Source organism: Microcoleus sp. LAD1_D3 (assembly GCF_036702135.1).
In the GTDB taxonomy this organism is placed as follows: Bacteria; Cyanobacteriota; Cyanobacteriia; order Cyanobacteriales; family Microcoleaceae; genus Microcoleus.
Window position 1 is genome coordinate 55042 of the sequence record NZ_JAUBSB010000011.1, and the last position, 18288, is coordinate 73329.

The 18288-nt window shown below is 45.3% G+C and carries 13 protein-coding genes and 1 tRNA gene; 4 read left to right on the plus strand and 10 right to left on the minus strand.

All coding sequences use genetic code 11. The features are described 5' to 3' along the window. Window positions 1-36 precede the first annotated feature (36 nt). The 3 genes from QUA74_RS08910 to QUA74_RS08920 form a co-directional block, all read right to left on the minus strand. Complete coding sequence (locus tag QUA74_RS08910) at window positions 37-435, minus strand: alr0857 family protein (RefSeq protein ID WP_333327124.1); 399 nt, start codon at window positions 433-435, stop codon at window positions 37-39. 254 nt (window positions 436-689) lie between these two features. Then, a complete protein-coding gene (locus QUA74_RS08915) occupies window positions 690-1205 on the minus strand; it encodes an HNH endonuclease (protein ID WP_333327126.1) in 516 nt (171 codons plus the stop codon). A 219-nt stretch (window positions 1206-1424) separates the two neighbouring features. Next, entirely contained in the window at window positions 1425-1679 is a 255-nt protein-coding gene (locus tag QUA74_RS08920) for a hypothetical protein (RefSeq protein ID WP_333327128.1), read from the minus strand. Window positions 1680-1772: 93 nt separating this feature from the next. Between QUA74_RS08920 and QUA74_RS08925 the strand changes: the two genes are divergently transcribed. Next, window positions 1773-2108 carry a ribbon-helix-helix domain-containing protein gene (locus QUA74_RS08925; RefSeq protein WP_333327130.1) on the plus strand — a complete coding sequence of 112 codons (336 nt, stop codon included), beginning with the start codon at window positions 1773-1775 and terminating at the stop codon, window positions 2106-2108. A 629-nt stretch (window positions 2109-2737) separates the two neighbouring features. Beyond that, window positions 2738-4069, plus strand: a complete 1332-nt coding sequence (locus QUA74_RS08930) for a D-alanyl-D-alanine carboxypeptidase (RefSeq protein WP_333327249.1) — start codon at window positions 2738-2740, stop codon at window positions 4067-4069. A gap of 141 nt (window positions 4070-4210) precedes the next feature. On the opposite strand, the gene QUA74_RS08935 is transcribed toward QUA74_RS08930, so the two are convergent. Beyond that, window positions 4211-5317 (minus strand): N-acetylmuramoyl-L-alanine amidase-like domain-containing protein, encoded by a 1107-nt coding sequence (locus QUA74_RS08935; RefSeq protein ID WP_333327132.1) that lies wholly within the window; start codon window positions 5315-5317, stop codon window positions 4211-4213. A gap of 179 nt (window positions 5318-5496) precedes the next feature. Here QUA74_RS08935 and QUA74_RS08940 point away from each other — a divergent pair, with 179 nt between their 5' ends. Beyond that, window positions 5497-6999 (plus strand): serine hydrolase, encoded by a 1503-nt coding sequence (locus QUA74_RS08940; RefSeq protein ID WP_333327134.1) that lies wholly within the window; start codon window positions 5497-5499, stop codon window positions 6997-6999. Between the two features lie 351 nt (window positions 7000-7350). Here the strand turns inward: QUA74_RS08940 and QUA74_RS08945 are convergent. Continuing rightward, window positions 7351-7422 (minus strand) — tRNA-Gln (locus tag QUA74_RS08945). Window positions 7423-7523: 101 nt separating this feature from the next. Then, window positions 7524-10262: a GAF domain-containing protein gene (locus QUA74_RS08950; RefSeq protein WP_333327136.1), complete on the minus strand. Its 2739-nt coding sequence runs from the start codon at window positions 10260-10262 to the stop codon at window positions 7524-7526. Window positions 10263-11071: 809 nt separating this feature from the next. Between QUA74_RS08950 and QUA74_RS08955 the strand changes: the two genes are divergently transcribed. After that, window positions 11072-11458, plus strand: a complete 387-nt coding sequence (locus QUA74_RS08955) for a response regulator (protein WP_015175702.1) — start codon at window positions 11072-11074, stop codon at window positions 11456-11458. Between the two features lie 144 nt (window positions 11459-11602). Here QUA74_RS08955 and cheB read toward each other — a convergent pair whose 3' ends face one another. From cheB to QUA74_RS08975, 4 genes are all read right to left on the minus strand, one after another. Beyond that, complete coding sequence (cheB, locus tag QUA74_RS08960; RefSeq protein WP_333327138.1) at window positions 11603-12688, minus strand: chemotaxis-specific protein-glutamate methyltransferase CheB; 1086 nt, start codon at window positions 12686-12688, stop codon at window positions 11603-11605. Window positions 12689-12960: 272 nt separating this feature from the next. Beyond that, window positions 12961-15465 (minus strand): hybrid sensor histidine kinase/response regulator, encoded by a 2505-nt coding sequence (locus QUA74_RS08965; protein ID WP_333327252.1) that lies wholly within the window; start codon window positions 15463-15465, stop codon window positions 12961-12963. Between the two features lie 73 nt (window positions 15466-15538). Continuing rightward, a complete protein-coding gene (locus QUA74_RS08970) occupies window positions 15539-16375 on the minus strand; it encodes a cache domain-containing protein (RefSeq protein ID WP_333327140.1) in 837 nt (278 codons plus the stop codon). A 320-nt stretch (window positions 16376-16695) separates the two neighbouring features. After that, the gene (locus tag QUA74_RS08975) at window positions 16696-18159 is read right to left on the minus strand and encodes a methyl-accepting chemotaxis protein (protein WP_333327142.1); all 1464 of its coding nucleotides are present in this window, start codon (window positions 18157-18159) and stop codon (window positions 16696-16698) included. Window positions 18160-18288 lie beyond the last annotated feature (129 nt).

Here is an 18288-nt window from a genome sequence, read left to right on the forward strand (position 1 = left end):
CCTCTTGCTTCTTCCCTCTTCCTTCCACATCCGATATTAATCGCCGACTTCCCCGACAACCTCCGCAGCAGCCTGAGTTTCCAGCCAGAGTTTGAGCAGCAAGAGCTCCGCCCGATCGCCCAACACCGTCGCAAACACCCCATCAGCCCCCTCAGACGCGCCAGAAATCCACGTACCGCGCAGAGTCACTTCTACAAACTCAGCATCAGCAACACAAAGGTCGATCGCATCGTTGTCGTTTCGGCGGGCCTCAGATTCCAACAGAGACAGCGCTGGCAAATTCGCGGGCAGCAAAAATGCCGCAGTGCTCGATTCGACGCTGATGCTTTGACCAACTCGCATAGCCAGCACAACTCGCAGCGCCACTAACTGTTCGGGAGATTGAGCCAAACGCTCTAGGTTAAAGCCCGTTTCAGTGTAAGTCAACTTCAGCATATTGACAGCCCTAAATTTGGAATTGAAAGTTAAAAATTGGTAATTGAAAATTGGTAATCGGGAATTGGGAATTGGGAATTGGGAATTGGGAATTGGGCATCGGGCATTGGATAGGTCGGAATGAAAAGTTTGCTATTCCGGCCTAAAATCCTTTTCAATTACAGGACTTAATTAGCTATTAACTATTAGCTATTACCAATTACCAATTACCTGTTCTGCCCATGCCCCATACCCCATGCCCTATCCCCCATGCCCTATTCCCCTATTTGGTATTCGTGCCAAAAAAGTTCGGCAAAAGCAACAGTGGGGTGTATGGGGGCTTTCGGCTTAGTTCGCAGAGTCATTCCGGCTTCTATGGGAGTTCGATCGCCCTTACGAGAGTTGCACCGTTCGCAAGCAGTCACCACGTTGTCCCAAGTATGCGGGCCTCCCTTCGATCGAGGCATCACGTGATCCAGCGTCAAATGCCGATTGCTACCGCAGTATTGGCAAGAATGAACGTCGCGGCGCAGAACTTCCCGGCGATTGACCGGCGGCACTTTCCAAAGCCGTTCCCTGTTACCAAAAGTTAAGCGGATTTGTTCGGGTACGTGGATGCTGCTGCTGGGCGATCGCACCAGCCAGCCGTTGCCAATGCTAAAATCAAGAGGTTCAGCCTTGCCTGTTACCAAAAGTACGATCGCCCGTTTGATGTTGACACGGCTCATTGGTAGGTAATTCTGAGAAAACACCACCACAGATTGCCTCAATACATCAGTTACTACGGTCACGGCTTGCTCCTCCTCATCAATTTTGGATTTTAGATGTTAGATTTTGAATTTTGAATTTTGCTTGCTTCGTCAGCAGTGGCTACATCTGTTTTTTTCCCAGTTCCCCAAGCCGATCGAATTTTTCAAATATCCAATCAAATGCCCCCGCTTCTCTTACTTAGAAGCGGGGGCTAGAAAAACTGCTAAAGGCAAATTTTCATCCTGTGTTGGTACAGTCGTTTAGCTGTACCTCCCGCTTCGCGTCTCTCGATATGGCTGTGCCACTTGCAGACCGTCGTGGTCTACCTCGTTGTAATGAATTTCTGCTATTTGTCCTAATCCACTATAACCGGGTTTATTTAAGCCCCGGCCCGCCCACGAGGTCGCTGCGACTGTCGCAAAACCCGTGCTAAAGACGTGCCATAACGACTCGGAGCGACCCCAGGGGCGATCGCACTTCAGTTGATAGGTGGAGTAGGTGGGGAGAAATTTCACTGTCGGCAGAAGGTGGTTAAGAGGCTTTCAATCTAGCTGTAAACATACTACACTGATATTACACATATGTCCACCCGTCACGGAGAAAAAATTATGCATACCCTACCTAGAACCTCAACCACCGAAATGGAAGTCACCAGCATTCGACTGGAAAAAGAACTCAAGGAGAGACTTAAAGAGCTCGCAGGCAATCAAGGCTATCAAGCTTTGATTCGAGATTTGCTCTGGAATTACGTGCAGCAGAAGTCTGGAGAGTATCGCCAGATGTTTTCTCGATCGGATATTCGAGCTAGCATTAATGCCACAGCACAGCAGGAGGAACGCTGCGCGCTTACAGGAGAGTTGATCCGACCGGGCGGGCCGATGTTATTAGGCCTGACGATTCACGGCGAGATGGTGCCGCTGAGTATGGGGAGTATGGCTGGATAAACCAGTTTACCGAAAATTTGTGAGAGCGATCGGCCTGGGGTGAAGGCCCCAGGCGCTGAAGATCATACTATTTTAGATTTTAGATTTTAGATTTGGGAATGGCTTATAAGATAAGGGTTGGGAGCTTGCCTAGAGTTGCATTGTTTTTGGGAACTGGTATAACAATACTTCAAACAGTTTTTGATTACCAACCGTAGAATAAGGGTTTCAAGGCGAGTCGCAATCGAGCTACCAACTGACATCTTGCACCATTTTCAATAAGCTTTTTATGGGCGGGCAGGATGCCCACCCCACAAGAAATTGCACTTGTTGTGGAACAGGCATCTTGCCTGTTCTTGAGAATGATGCAAGATGTGAGCTACCAACGGAAAATCCAGGGTTTCAGACTAGGAACTAAAAACAGTCCGGGCTATTGGTATAAAATCCCGCAGTATTTAAACAATATTTATTTAACGAACCACGAAGACGCGAAGATCACGAAGAAAGATGGAGAAGAAGATAGCTAATGTGAGCGGTTCGGGATTCTGGTAACGCAGAGCCGAATGCTCCAAAACGCGCGTGTTAATGTTAAACTTTCCATCGGGCGTGCCGAACAGACGATCGTACATTTGATGAAAAAAATTAAAGTAATGCTGAAAAACCGCTACTTGACTGCTGCCAGTTCGATCGCCCTTCTCACCATTATTGCCGGATGTGCAGCGACTGAATCACCTCAACTTGCATCTCCCTCTCCTGTAGCTGAATCTTCTCCCCCCCCAGTTAAACCAAGTCAGACTCAGCCCTTAATAGTCTCTGTTAGCAATCCAGAAACCGCCACAAATACCAAAATCCAGCAATATCTCAACGGCTTAACAGCACAAGGTTATGCCAAAGAAGACCAAGGCATCTGGATGCAATCGGGCAATACTTTGTTAGCCAATCATCAAGGTACAGTTCCTCTGTCAGCCGCTTCTATTACCAAAGTAGCAACATCTCTGGTAGCGCTGCAACAATTCGGGCCAGAACATCAATTTATCACCTTAATTGGTACAACGGGAAAAATAGAAAACGGCGTATTAAAAGGCGATTTAATCGTTCAGGGAAGCGCCGATCCGTTGTTTGTTTGGGAAGAGGCGATCGCCCTCGGTAACGCCTTAAATCAAAAAGGGATCAAGCGAGTCACTGGCAGTTTGATAATTGTCGATAAGTTTTACATGAACTTTGAACTTGATCCCATCAAATCGGGAGAATTGCTCAAACAAGGATTGAATAGTCAAATCTGGTCCAGCGAAGCCGCCGCCCAGTATGAAACCCTGCCTCCCAATACGCCAAAACCCCAAATAGCAATTGATGGTACTGTACAAGTTTTGCCAGCATCTCCCAATGACGTGCAGCCTTTAGTCAAACATTATTCTTTGCCCCTTGCTGAACTGCTCAAAAAAATGAATCAGTACAGCAACAATCTCATGGCAGATATGCTAGCGGATACTGTCGGCGGCGCTAAAACAGTCGCACAAAAAGCAGCAGCAGCAACCGGAGTTCCGCCCGCAGAAATTCAACTCGTCAACGGTTCGGGATTGAGCGAAGAAAATCGCATTTCTCCCCGGGCTGCTTGCGCGTTGTTTATAGCTTTAGAACGCTATCTTCAACCTTACAGCATGACAGTTGCGGATGTCTTAACTGTAGTTGGGAAAGATAAAGGAATACTATCAGAACGGCCGCTTCCCCAATTAGCAGTAATCAAATCTGGCACGTTGGATAATGTTAGCGCTTTGGGCGGAGCCCTGCCCACTCAAAAACAAGAAACAGTGTGGTTTGTGATTATGAATCGCGGGGCAAATGTCGAGACATTTCGCACTCAGCAAGAGGTTTTACTGAAAAGCTTTTTGAATGAGTGGGGAAGTGTTCAAGTTTCGCCGCCCGAATTAACGCCAAATCCTGCTAGAAGTAGTAAGGTATCTCGCAGCGAAATTGTTCAATAAACTGTTGTGCATTTAATTTGTATATTTCGGGCGGGCTAGAAGCCCACCCCACAACAGAGTGTTTAGGGTGCGTCAGCACAGAAATTTTAAATTTTCAGCTAAAATAATGCAAGCTGATGCACCCTAGGAGTACAAACCAATTTAATTAGGGGTTTTCGCCCTAGCGACTACTATGCCGATCGCACTTTCGACTCTCCTAATATATCTGTGCAAGTCGTAAGCAACTGTCACCTCCCCAGCCGGCGAAGCGTGAATTAAACCGAGGTTCCCGTCAGCATTCCGATAAACTAAACCCGTGTGGGTGACATCCAATCCTTTAACATCCGTGGCTACCGCTACAATATCCCCTGGTTTTAACTGAGAATAAACACTTTTTATCTGATTTGTCGGGATGTAATTAACAGTAGTTTTGGCTAAGTCTGCTTCTTGGCTGACTATGCACTGATAAGTTGCTTCGTCTTTGACCATTTGCGGGTAACTGCTGCGGTGCTGACTCATGAAATTTAGTGTTTTATTCATGGGAATTCCACCTAATTCAGCGGTGATATTTTCCACAGTTTGCCGTTTTTGATTGTCGTTAATCCATTCGGAAAAATAGTGCAATCTGCTACAATAACCGTTGATTTTACCGTTTAAATACCGCTGTTCTTCTATGCGATTTACAAAATTTTGGTAGTCGTAATCTTGTACTGCTACGCCCCTGGCGATAGCCAAAACAGTTTCGACAAATAAAACACAATCAAATTTATTCAAAGTTACAATCAACTTTTCTTCGCCGGATTTGTCCAGCAAACCCTCGGCGTAGGGCAATCCTTGGAAATTATCGGCGATCGCCTGGACGATTTCTCCGATCGTGCGATCGTGCAAATTTTGTTGTTTTGCATACTGTACAACCTTTTCAAAACGTGCTATGTCTTCGGGTTGTGCAGCGGTTTCTGTCTCCGTATCATTTGAGTCCGATCGTCTCGCCAGCATCTTCAGCAATTCGGAATAGGAAATTTCCGCTAAATTGTTGAAGTCCCACAACATACTCGGAAAACTGGAAACAGTTTGCTTGTTTGTTACTTCCAGATTTTCGCTTTCTCCCGTCAAGGAAAACGCTACATCCGCGCCCTGTCCGGCTGTTTGTCGCTCAACAACATATCCCGTAGCAGATTGAGACTGAAATGCCCAAACATCAGGTATCAAAGAATTATTCACGCCGACGATCGCAAATCCCAAAACAGCCAGACTCCAAAAATTTCTCATGTTTTTCAAAGGATTTTGCTTCAACTCAGTGCTATCCTGAAAATTTTACAATTACTAGAAGTCTCAATCAGCCTAGTAGACAGATAAAATTGGCAACAGCGGACTAGATCGATACACTTGTCATTTAGATGCCGCCCTATTATAAACTGATCGTGCGAGTTTGATACCACAACACTGTAATGCAAGTAGAACGCCGACGCCGCCCCATCGGGCCCCAACGCCCAATCGAGTCCCGACGCCAAAGCAGCGAGCGTCCAGTCCAGTCCCGACGCCAAAGCAGCGAGCGCCGAGTCCCATCTCGTCGCCCAATCCAGACCCGACGCCCCATAGACCTCTTGCAAAAGTCGCTCTCAATTCTTGAAATTATCTGGGTTAATCTGCGTTCATCTGCCTGGTATCTGCGGTTGACCGAGCGAGCAAAGATTCATGCAACAGGTCTAATCCAATCCCGACGCCAAAGCAGCCAGCGCCCAGTCGGACGCCGACGCCAAAGCAGCGAAGGCCCAGTGCCATCTCGTCGCCGAGTGAGGACGAAATTTTCTCGGCTAAAATACCGTAACATTTTGTGTTTAATCGCCGGGGCGATCGCGTTCTTTTGGGTCGTCACAATACCGTTCAGAATTCGCCGTCCCCCAGAACCGCCAGTCATCTTGGCTCAACCGGCCGTCTCGCCTCAAGAAGCACTCTCACCTCCGACAATTGAACCATCGGAAAATTTAGCTGCTCGTCAAAGCGAGCCTACCTTTAGCTACAACATCAAAACACCTCCCAATCCCGTTTACTCTCAAGAATTGCAAGGGATTGTTGATGAAGCTGTCAAGATTGCAACCAGCAAAGGATTGCCTGCTGAACGGCTATCAATTACCTTATTTGATGTCAGCAATTCCAAAACTCACACCTTTGCCGGATATCAAAATCAAACTCTCCGATTTCCCGCTAGCGTTGCCAAATTATTTTGGATGGCAGCCTTTTACTCAGCCATGGAAAAAGGCATCATTACGCAAAGAGAATCTGCCTTTAAAAACGACCTCGATCAAATGATTCGCGTCTCCAACAACGATGCTGCTAGCAGGCTTTTAGACAAAATCACAGATACAAAATCCGGCGGACGGCTTGCAGGAGAAGACTTGCAAACATGGCTGAAAAAGCGCACTCAAATTAACACATTTTTCCAGTCTGCAGGCTACAATGATATTCGTATAAGCACCAAAAATTATCCCATATACTATTTGAGGCAAGAAGGCCCAATCGGTCGCGACTTGCAATTGCGGGGCGATGCTTCCCAGCCAATTCGCAATCAAGTAACTACCGACCAAGCCGCCAGATTAATATATGAAATCTATACTAGGCAAGCGGTTTCCAGCGTCGCCAGTCGCAAAATGGCTTACTTGCTGACTAGAGACTTAGACCCCAAGGCATGGAAAAATGACCCTAGCAATTCGATACAAGGATTTCTCGGCGAATCTTTACCAACTAATATTTATTTTGGTTCCAAAGTAGGCTATACTTCCAAATCCCGCAGCGAAGCGGCATTTGTCAGAACTTTAGACGATCGCGCGATTTATATCTTAGTTGTTTTTGCAGACGATCCGGCTTATTCCAAGGACGAAACAGCATTTCCGGCAATTTCCCGATACGTTTTCGATCAACTAAACGCTCGTGGCCCCATCACTTTGCAGTGATATGGAGTAGGGCCGGTTCACTCTATTTTGTATGAGGACTTACGCAAAAAACTGGTTTCTGCCACAAATCCCCACTGCCGACCAAAGAAACCGGTTTCTTATACCCTGTGTGCAAGCCCTAATTAGGTTTGTAGCTATGAAGTCGGTCTTCTCTCGTCGCCCTTGGGCAGACTACAAACAATCAGTTAAATAATTGATTGACCTTCATCATCCAAGATACAAGTCCCCAGATTCATCCGTGGAGAAATAAAAAACCTGTATCCGATAAGCAAGCCCCCGAATTTATCCGTGGGGTCAATGCTTCAATTCTTTAATCTAAAATCTAAAATAGATTGACCGGAAACAATTTAACTGGGGCGAAAGGATTCGAACCTCTGAATGGCTGGACCAAAACCAGCTGCCTTACCACTTGGCGACGCCCCAACGTCTTAACCTTCACTATCTTAACATTCAAACACTGGAATCTGTCAAGCATTTTGACAATAAAATTTAAAAAATGTTTTTGGAACCGATCGCCCGCAGGTTTATTCTTTGATCGCAGGGGGGCGAGCTACCGGGATTTCAATCCTGAAATCTGCTCCCTGTCCCGGTTTCGAGATACAGTTCAAGCTTCCTCCGTGTTTTTCCACCACAATCTGGTAGCTGATAGACAAGCCGAGCCCCGTACCCTTGCCCACAGGTTTAGTGGTAAAGAAAGGGTCAAACAAGTGGCATTTAGCTTTTTCGGCCAATCCCGGCCCGCTGTCTTGAATCCGAATCACCACAACTTGAGGGCTCGACTTTCCTGACTCACCAGCCTCCGAGTTTGGGGCCACCACCGCCGTCGAGATTTTGATCGTCTTGGGTGGGGGCTGAGTTTCCAAAGAGTCGATCGCATTCGCCAAAATATTCATAAATACTTGGTTGAGCTGTCCGGGATAGCACTCTACCTTCGGCAAGTTGCCGTAGTCTTTAATTACCTCAATTTCCGGTATTAACCCGTTTGACTTTAAGCGGCTCTGCAAAATAAGCAGCGTGCTGTCAATCCCTTCGTGAACGTCCACCCGCTTCATCTCCGCTTCGTCGTGCCGCGCGAAGTTCCGCAGAGACAGGACAATTTGGCGGATGCGTTCAGTTCCCATCTCTATTGAAGACAAAATTTTCAGCAAATCCGGCACTATGAAATCAACATCGATTTCTTCGTTTTTGTCGAGTATTTCGGGGCAAGGCTCCGGGTAATGCTTTTGATACAAGTGCAGCAAATCCAGCAGATTTTTCATGTACTGCTTGCAATAAGTCAAGTTGCCGTAAATAAAATTTACCGGATTGTTAATTTCGTGGGCGACGCCGGCGACCATTAGACCGAGAGAGGACATTTTTTCGTTTTGGATGAGCTGAGCTTCTTTCTGCTGCAACTGCTGCAAAGTTTCCGTCAGTTGGCGGGCTTGAGTTTGAGCGGCTAAGGCTGCCGCCCGGGTTTGGGCGTATAGTTCGGCTTGGTCGATCGCGATCGCCAGTTGATCAACCACCGCTTGCAGCAACTCCACTTCGCTCGTCGCCCAGGAACGGTGGGTGCTGTAATGGTTACAAACTACAGCACCCATTTGACCGGAGCGAGTCTTGAGTGGCAGCAGGAGGTTAGAAACAATCCCGATACTGCTCAAAAAAGCTCGCGTGGGTGGTTCGATGCAGAGTGCTGTTGCCGCGTCGCCGATCCGGAGCGTTTGGCGGTGGGTAATTTTCTCGGCCAGCAGCGTTACTTGTTCGATCGGGTATTCTGTAAGCCGGTCTTTCAGTTCGGGATTTGCCGCCTCGTGGGTGATTGCAAAGCTTGGCTGCCCGTCTCGCGAGATGGAATACCACAAAAAGTAGCACTGGTCAACCTGCAACAAGCTGCGAATTTCGTTGACAGCCGTATCTAAAATTTTGTCGAGGTCGAGGGAATTCCGCATCTGGCTGGCGAGGCCGAAGAGCAGGCCTTCCCGGCGGCTCAACAATTCTTCTCGGGCCGTGATGCGATCAATCGCCACGGCGATGGCATTAGCCATACAGCCCAGAACTTCTAGCGCTCCCTCGCTTACCAAAGCGCTACTGCACAGAGCCATCACTCCCACCAGCCGCTCCTCCACTATCAGCGGATAGGCAATGGCGCACAGAGACGGGTTCGACAGTAGGCATACAGGAGCCGTTTGGAGTTTTCCCGGTTCTGATCGCACCCAATCTTCTATTTCCCGTTCCCACCCTTCGGTGCTGAGTCCTGAATCGGCCTGCAATTCTAACTGCTCTGTCTGTGGGTTGAACGTCCAGATAGTCGCCTCTTTGGCGTCGAGGTAATCTACCATTGCCTCGGTGCAGCGGTTGAGGATGGGCGATATTTTCCCACCTTGTCCGAGGGCGGCACCGACTTTAGCTTGCAGAGCTCCCAAGCGAGCTCGCTCTTGTAGTGACGTGGCCGTTAATTGGCGCTCAGATGTGTCCCCGGAGCCGACAACGATTTCTCGGATTTGTTTGGTATCGTCTGCACGCGCGATGCTCGCTGAAGTTTCCCACGAATATTGAGATTTGCCTGTTTCCTCGATCGTCGGGAGCTTTTTTGTGCCGTATATTCTCCTGCTGCTCTGTGGCGTCTGTACGGCACACAAGCTGGATGGGTTCGAGCCAGAAACTAACTCCGAGATTTGCGCGCTGTCCGAGCTGATATCTTCTGCCTCTGCCAACTGTTTCTGGGCTTTGACTAATTGCCAGCGCAGCTCCACCAAACTCGCAACTTGCCGACTCAAAGCTTGGATAGCTTCTATGGTTTCTTTTGTCAAGTCTCTCGGTACTGAGTCCATGACCGATAGCACTCCCAGCATCTGCCCATCTGAGGTCATGACTGGGATGCCGGCGTAAAATTTCACGAAGGGGTAGAAAACCGTCAGGGGATGCTCGCCAAATCTCACGTCTGTGGAAGCGTCTAGGACAATGGCGGCGGGCGGTTCTTTAAAGGATTTTATAGAGAGTTCGATCGCAGATTCGGGAGCAACGGGCGGTTTTTGCAGGGGGATTGCCAGGTCAAATTCCGAGTTTGAGTTTGAGCCGACTGCTAACTCTTCGGGAATTTTATCCAGGGCGCGAGCGCAAAAATTCAGGTAACAGTGGGCCAAAGTTCGATCGATACCTAATTGCGATTTCAACCAGTGACGGTTACCGTCAATCAAGCTCAAGAAAGCAATAGGAGTTCGGCTGATCTGAGCTGCCAAACCGACCAAATTGTCCAAGCAAGCGTCTGGAGCAGAGCCCATAAGATGATACAAGTCAATGTTATGGAGCTTGAACACTTTTTTACCAAGAGGCAAGGGTGCTTTCATCATGTGTAACTGCCCGTCTAGTTGCTGGCAACCGCCCTTCCCAATACTTCCCTTGAAAAACAAGCTATGAATTCTGTGCTGGGAGACTCTGGGCGCAAGTTCGGCGCAGGTTGCTTGCGCCGAATTCAGACTAACCTCTTGAGTGATCTGGAAACTTTTGAGTTATCGGAGTTAGAGCACCCCAGATCTAAGACTATATAAATTCTACTTCCAGTTGACTATGCTTTTGAATACCTCCGGCTCTCTAAATCTAAGAGCCTCTGTTGGGAGGAAGCAGCTTTCCAAAATATATGACTATTGCTTACCTAGAATTTTTTTATCAGTTTAATTGTATTTTAACAGACTTGGCTAATCGTGGGTAGCTGGCTTGCTGGTAGATTTAAATCAGGCGTTTGTGCCACAATACCTGGGTTCTTTACCGAGCTGTGCCTTAGCCTGGAGTTTAACTACAGTTAGGAGATGAATTACAAAAGATTGGTAAGATGTTAAACTTTGTAACAATCGTTACTCAAACTCGACCTTCTAGGGTTTCTGGGCCCGGATGCACATTTTGCAAATGTTGTAATTGCCGATCGACCACTCTCCCAATCTCTTTTTTCGAGTTTGAGGTAAAAAAACAGGGGTAAGTTTCAACTAACGCTCCAACGGGGTTGACAATTATTGTGTAGAGGCAACTCTCAAAAAATAACTCCATGAAGTATGTTTTGTATTTTCAAGAAGTATAAATAAACAGGGAGAAGAATATGTCTGCAAGTAGCAGTCAAGTACCAACTATTTTGGCAGTTGATGATAGCGTCGTGATGCAAGGACTTGTTAAACAGGCCTTAAGCAAAGAGTTTCGAGTTCTCGTAACCGACAATGCAGTGGATGCTTTGTCAACGATTTATCACGAACAAATTTCTGTTTTGTTGCTGGATGTTTCGATGCCTGGTATTGACGGATTGGAACTCTGCCGCACGGTACGCAGCTTGCCTCAGTTTCAGAATTTGCCGATCGTAATGCTGACAGCGCGAGATGGAGCCTTTGATAAGGTACAGGGGCGTTTGGCGGGAGCAACAGAGTATTTAACTAAGCCGTTTGATGCTGATAAGTTGCGCGAGGTAATTGGTAAGTTTATCAAAATCAAATAATCGGAATAAAAAAATCAGTTTTGAGTAATTAATGAAGGAATTCGAGTAATTAATGAACTAAAAAGTTGCGCTCGCGCTCTCTTATCCCCGATTTTTTTAACAAGTCGCGGATCGGGGTATTCTGCACTATTTGCAGGGTAAGTCCTAAATTTTTAATTTAGCCAGGAGTAAGGGAGCGATCGCACTGACAGGTAGAACATATTGGGCGGCACCGAGGGCGATCGCCTCCTTGGGCATTCCGAAGACAATGCAGCTAGCTTCGTCTTGGGCGATTGTCAAACCGCCCTGTTTAGCGATAGCCAACATTCCGTCAGCACCATCTCTACCCATTCCTGTCAGCAAAACCCCCGCTGCCCCCCGATTATAAAAATTAGCTACCGATTTAAATGTCACCGTTACAGAAGGGCAGTGTCCCGCGACATGAGCAGCTTCTGAATAAACAAATCGCCCTTGAGAGTCCAATTCTAAATGACGTTTTTCTGGCGGAAAATAAACAGTCCCAGCTTGTGGCAATTCCCCAAAAGAAGCTATCTTAACAGGCAGTTTCGATTCATTACCTAGCCAATCAACTAATCCTTGCAAAAAACCTTCACTGATGTGCTGGACACAAATTATAGGCACGGGAAAACTAGCCGGAAGTTTAGAAATAATCGCGTACAGCGCTTGCGGCCCCCCTGTAGAAGCCCCTATAGCCAATACTTTAATAGTTGAAGATTTAACATTTTCGTTGGAAAACTTGTAATTAGCAGCTGGTGCTTGGTTAATTTTTAAAATTTGATTATTATCTTCTGGGGGCATCGTTTTTTGATGCCGTGTAAATACTTTAACTCCTGAGAGGATTTTCACTTTAGCTATTAATTGATTGGCTAGACGATCGTAATCTGATACCAAGCCGCCAATCGGTTTTGGAAAAACATCCAATGCACCAGCCTTTAAGACTTGAAATACATTCTGAGTATCATTCGCTTGCACTGAAGCACTAATTACTAAAATTGGTAGCGGATATTTCTTCATTACTTCTTTCGTAAATTCTAATCCGTTCATTGGTGCCATGTTCAAATCTGTACAGATTACTTCGGGGTGAAGTTTCGGGATTAATTCTAGTGCTTCTAACCCATTGCAAGCGGTTCCTACAACTTTGATTTCGGGCGAGGAATCAAAAATTCGTTTGAGGACGAGCGTAACTACTGGAGAATCTTCAACTAACAATAGTTTAATGGGCGATAACATCTGTTTGCTGGAAAATGGGGAATGGGAAATGGGGAATGGGAAATGGGGCACTTGTAAGGCCCTTCGACTTACTTCCCTTGGGGTTCGGGAGCGGGCAAGCCGCGCAGAGCGAGTGGCTAGGCTCAGTACAACTCGCTCAGGAACCGCAGAATCAAAGTATTGGGCATTGGGCATCGATGCACTGGTAATTGTGCACTGGGCACTGGGTATTGGGCCTTGCTAATTGGTAGTAAATAACAAATGCCTAATAACCAAGGACTCATGACTCATGACTAAACTAACCTTTTTAGTGTCTCTACCAGCACATCTTGATTGAAAGTCCCTTTAGGAATATAAGCATTGGCCCCCGCATCAGCCCCTCTTTTTCTATCTTCATCCGACGCCAAAGATGTCACTAAAATTATCGGCAACTCACTGTATTCTTTCTGCTCGCGAATCTTAATAGTCAGGGCTAACCCATCTAAATTTGGCATTTGTACGTCAGAAATCAAAGCATCAAAATCGCGAGTTTTCAATTTATGGAAAGCATCCAATCCGTCTACCGCAGTCACAACTTCGTAACCCGCACCTTCCAGGATGCGCTTTTCTTGAGTGCGCGTGGCGATCGAGTCTTCTGCTAAGAGTATAACTTGTTTTCTGCTGGCAGTCTCAAGTTGCGATCGCGCACCAGAAAGCCCACGGGACGAAACTTGCTGGCGTACAGATTTTATCAAATCGTGGGGATTGAGGACCATACAAACTTCCCCAGTAGCGAGAATTGTGGCACCCGAAACATTTCGCACCCGTTTCAGCAATTGACTTTGAGGTTTCATCACCACATCCTGTTCGTCTATCAAAGCATCTACAAATAATCCCAATCTTTCCTCCCCAACTTTCAAAACAATACAAGGCATTTTTGAAAAATTTGAATTTAGGGATGCTTTTTGACTTTTTCTAAGAATTTCGCTGTTGGTTCCCTGTCTCAAGTGCCGATTTTTGTTCCACCATTGTTTCTGGTGTTTCTGGTTTATTTCTAGTAAATCTGTCAGATGAGCAACTGACAGAGGCTGGCCGTTTGAAAGTATAGTTTCCTTACCTTCTATAGCAAATATCTCAGACTGAGACACCTGTTTTGCCGTGTCTACAAACTCTACTGGCAGAGCATAAGGAATGTCTTCAACTACTACAATTAATACATTTGCTGTAGCTAAAGACGTGCTGATTTGCAGTTTCAAAGTGCATCCTTTTCCCGGCAAAGACTCTACTTGAATACTACCTTTTAGGGCTTCAACATTAGTGCGAACTACATCTAAACCTACCCCGCGGCCCGAGACTTCAGTAACAAATTTTTTGGTCGAAAACCCCGGAGTAAAAATTAAACATTGGACTTGAGTATCGGTCATTTCTGCCAGTTGTTCAAACGTATAAATATTACGTTTTACAGCCGTTTGTTTGATGGTCTCTAGATTTAGTCCCCGGCCATCATCAGCAACTTCAATAATAATATGGCTAGCAACCTTGTAGCCTTTAATTCGGAGAGTAGCCACGGGAGATTTACCTATTTTTTCCCGCTCTTCAACAGTTTCAATACCGTGGTCGAGCGCATTTCTAATCATGTGCATTAAAGGGTCTTTCATTTCCTCTAAAATGCGTTTGTCTGCTGTAGTTTCCCCTCCTTCAATCACTAATGCAACTTCTTTACCTTCCCGTTTCGCTAAGTCTCGTACAGTTCGAGGAAATAAATTAAAAATAGTAGACAAAGGCAGCAGTCTCAGGGTGCGAATTCCTGATTCTAATGCCTCAGCGATTAATTCGAGTCTGGCAGTATCTTCATAAACTCGATTTCTCAAGCGGTTGACTAAAGTTCCGAGACGTTCTAAACGTTTTTCTGTACGTTGATAGTAATCCTGCAAGTGGCTAAATTTACCGTTGGCTTTAATACCGTTTTCATCTATTTGCATCCGATCAACATTCAAGCTCGTTACAAAATATTCTCTGCTCCACTCTTCCCACAAAGTTGTAATTTGTTCTATCTCTGCAACTCGGTGTCCTAGCCGAGTTTTTGTGACAGTAAGTTCCCCTGCTTGAGTCATTAAATCGTCTAAATTTTGAGTAGCAACGCGAATGGTTTCAATGCGGTAAGATGAGGTTGAGGATGCAGTAACTGCCGACTGCGAAGCCGACGCAGTGGCGGGCCCAGAAGGTGCAGGCAAGTTTTGAGCTTGCAGTAGAAATTCTGGCTTGGATTGTAGCGGTAAAAAAGAGGAATTTTTCTCTAAGTTAAGGACTTCAGAAGTTTCAACATTTGTTTCTAGTTCTTGGGTAGGAGGCTCAGTAAATTGCGGTTCTACCAACGGTTGTTCTGGTACTTGTGAAGATGAATGATGTACTATTGAGGCGGCCGCCTGGGGCTGTGGCTGACTAGAAGCACCCATCATGTTAGCGAGGATGTAAAAAGTATTAACGCCGGAATCTTCGCCGGTAACTGCTTCGTTAACGAGTTTCCGTATGGCATCTAAACCTTGCGAAAGTCGATCGCTAATATCCGAATTCAGTTGAGTTTCTCCCCGCTTGACACCTTCCAAAATATGCTCCATTTGATGAGCTAAAGATGCTACATTTTTTACTCCCAGCATCCCAGCATCACCTTTAAGAGAATGGGTTTCCCGCAACAATTGTTCTAACTTAGCTAAGTCGCTCGGATGTTGGTCTAAGTACAGCAATCCGTCGTCTAATTTCTGTAAGTGTTCTTGACTAGCGACTTTAAATACATCTCGAAGTTCTTGATCTTCAATCATCATATATGTTTTTGAGTAATAGGTAATTGACCAGGGCTGATGGGTAAGTGGTAATGATAATTATGTTGAATAGTCAGTCGATTGCTTTAGCAAGTATGTCGGATGAAAAATCCTTTTTGATTTTTTCGTGAGTTTTTAGATCAACTCCCCAGGCTTTTTTAGGATTGGTGGGATGAGCCAGATAATACCCATCTTGATTTAAGATAAAAGATTTGTCGGAGAGTTCAGAAGTGAAATTTTTCACCATATCGATAAGAGTGCTACCCAGAGCATTGCTAATCAAAAGGCTTTGTCTTTCTCCTTTGGCATTAAAAATTGGAGTTGCGTAGCGAATTGTTGGCTTGTAAGGAATTTTTATTTTCCTGCCTTCCTGATTCAGATTTAAGGAAGACACATAGACTTGTCCTGGTTGTAGCTTCATAGTCGCCAGAAAGTAATCTCTGTCTGCTTTACTTTGTAGTTTAGAATCGGGAATAACGTTGATATTTGTGCCGTCAGAATCTAAGCGCACGATATCCTTACCTTTGTGATATATGTAACGCAATTGCATATAATATGGCTTAGCTTCCATCATGGACAAAAATGTGACTTGCATTCGCTCAACCCACTCTTTATAAGTTGAATTAGTTTTTTTGTCTCCTCCATTTCCTTCTTGAGTTCTAATAATTCCCAGAACAGGGGGAGTTTGGCGGAGAAACAAAATATCGGCTCTCAGATTTTCAAACTTGTTAATCATTTGATTGGCGGTGGAATTAACACTGTCACTAAGGGTTATTAATGCTAAATTTTGCAGTGCTTCTGTTGAAGAAGAAGTTCCATACCAACCAAAAATAGATACTAGAGTTAAGGTAATTAAAATTAGGAGCAGCAGCAGTCGAGGCTGCATTTTTGGGAAAAAATTGTTAATCATTGGTTACTGGGAATTGGTTACTGGTAACTGGTAACTTGTACGATCGCATAGTCTAAGTATAAGGAACTGCAAAATTGTACGCTCGCGTAGCAGAAGTATAGGGAATAGGGAATTGTGAATTGGTAGTAAATAAAAAATAATAACTCCCAAATAACAACTACACTGCTGATTTGAGATTAGGTTCTGATTGGTTCCCAAAAAAGTTATTACTCCAGTTAATATCACTGGAATTGTAGCGCGGCAGCTCGCCAAAGCAATTGCTTTAATTCTTAAGGATATATTTGGCATTTTTTGGTAACTATTCATAATTCATTGATCTCCTACAAAATTGCTTTCAAATCTAAGGCTGCTTCATTCAATTTTTGAGTACCGACTTTAGTTTGACTGATACCGCAAGCGGTTTGGGCTGCGGCTTGATTGAGGGAGTTCATAGCTTGCACTACCTGTTCGATCGCGATCGATTGCTGTTTGGCATTTAGCGAAATTTGCTGAGAACTTAAAACTACATTGTTAATGGCATTGGTAACTCCTGCAAATGCCACTGCGGTTTCTGAGGCAATATTCACGCCCGATTCCACTGTTTTGGTGCCTTCGTCTGTCACCATTACCGTTGAGTTAATCGCCCTTTGAATATCAGCAACTAATAGATTAATTTGCACTCCTGATTTTTTACTGCGATCGGCAAGTTTGCGAATTTCTGACGCCACGACACCAAACCCCTTGCCGTGTTCTCCCGCCCGCACTGCTTCAACAGCAGCATTGAGTGCTAACATATTAGTCTGATTCGCCAAATCGCTAACTAAAGTTGAGATATTACCAATGTGATCTGTTTGTTCGCTCAACTCTATAATTTGTCCTTGGATATCTTGAACTTTAGTTTTCAAAGTTGCCATTGCTTCTAAAGTTTGTTCTACAGCTTTTGTGCCACCTCCAGCTAAATTTAAGGCTTGCATTGCTTGAACCAGGGCGGTTTCGATTTGCTGTGATGTCGCCCTGGAAGATGCTCCCAATTCGTCCATTGTAATAGTAGTTTGATTTACTGAAGCTGCTTGCTGACTTGCCATGCGTTCCTGTTCTTCCACGGTGGCTGCAATCTCAGTGGAAGAAGAGGCGATCGAGCTAATTGCCCGATCGATAGTTGCAACAATTCCTGAGGATATCCGCCCAGCCATACCCGCACCAAACAGCACTAACAGCACCGAACCAACCAGCAGCGTCGATACCAAAAAGCTTAAAGCTTCCTTCGTCATTTTCGTTTTTTGATTAACCAGATTTAATTCTGTTTCCCGAAATTCCCGGTTCACTTTCAAAAATTCATTCACTACCTTTTTGTACTTGCCTGTATTAAATACAGCGATGGCTGTCGCTGTCTGATTTTGCAGCACTAAGCGAACAATGTCTTCGTTACAACCCTCATAATATTGCTTGACTAGCTTTTGCATCCTCTGCAAACGAATTCTCTGTTCGGGATCTTTAACGGTCGGCGCTACATTATCCGCCGACTGCTGAGCCAACTCTGCACCTGTGTGAAAATCCGTTAAAAAATCATTATTTTTATTAATTAAATACCCACGTAGCCCCCGTACCATTTGCTCCGCACCTAGGGATATATTAGTTGTTTCTCCGAGTACGTGCTGTACCCTTTCCGTTTCTTGAAAAGTTGTAAACACCTGATTTGTAGTAGCGATAACTACTACGGGAAACCCTAAGTATATAGCGGCTGGCGCTAGATATCCGAGCAGCATCTTGTTTCTAATGTTTAAGTTGTTTATTTTAGCAAACATATTTTTTTCCTTAATTTAAGCAAGTGCATACACGAATTAGATTTCTTAGTCAAATAGCACTTAAAAAGCGGATTGGGTATAACTAACTTCTTTAGTCCTGGACGCATTTCAAGATAATTCTCTCATGCT

Bases quoted from the DNA above. Each gene is read 5' to 3' on its own strand.
- QUA74_RS08910 (WP_333327124.1), bottom strand. From the start codon at position 435: ATGCTGAAGTTGACTTACACTGAAACGGGCTTTAACCTAGAGCGTTTG.
- QUA74_RS08925 (WP_333327130.1), top strand. From the start codon at position 1,773: ATGCATACCCTACCTAGAACCTCAACCACCGAAATGGAAGTCACCAGC.
- QUA74_RS08930 (WP_333327249.1), top strand. From the start codon at position 2,738: ATGCTGAAAAACCGCTACTTGACTGCTGCCAGTTCGATCGCCCTTCTC.
- QUA74_RS08935 (WP_333327132.1), bottom strand. From the start codon at position 5,317: ATGAGAAATTTTTGGAGTCTGGCTGTTTTGGGATTTGCGATCGTCGGC.
- QUA74_RS08940 (WP_333327134.1), top strand. From the start codon at position 5,497: ATGCAAGTAGAACGCCGACGCCGCCCCATCGGGCCCCAACGCCCAATC.
- QUA74_RS08950 (WP_333327136.1), bottom strand. From the start codon at position 10,262: ATGGGCTCTGCTCCAGACGCTTGCTTGGACAATTTGGTCGGTTTGGCA.
- QUA74_RS08955 (WP_015175702.1), top strand. From the start codon at position 11,072: ATGTCTGCAAGTAGCAGTCAAGTACCAACTATTTTGGCAGTTGATGAT.
- cheB (WP_333327138.1), bottom strand. From the start codon at position 12,688: ATGTTATCGCCCATTAAACTATTGTTAGTTGAAGATTCTCCAGTAGTT.
- QUA74_RS08965 (WP_333327252.1), bottom strand. From the start codon at position 15,465: ATGATTGAAGATCAAGAACTTCGAGATGTATTTAAAGTCGCTAGTCAA.
- QUA74_RS08970 (WP_333327140.1), bottom strand. From the start codon at position 16,375: ATGATTAACAATTTTTTCCCAAAAATGCAGCCTCGACTGCTGCTGCTC.
- QUA74_RS08975 (WP_333327142.1), bottom strand. From the start codon at position 18,159: ATGTTTGCTAAAATAAACAACTTAAACATTAGAAACAAGATGCTGCTC.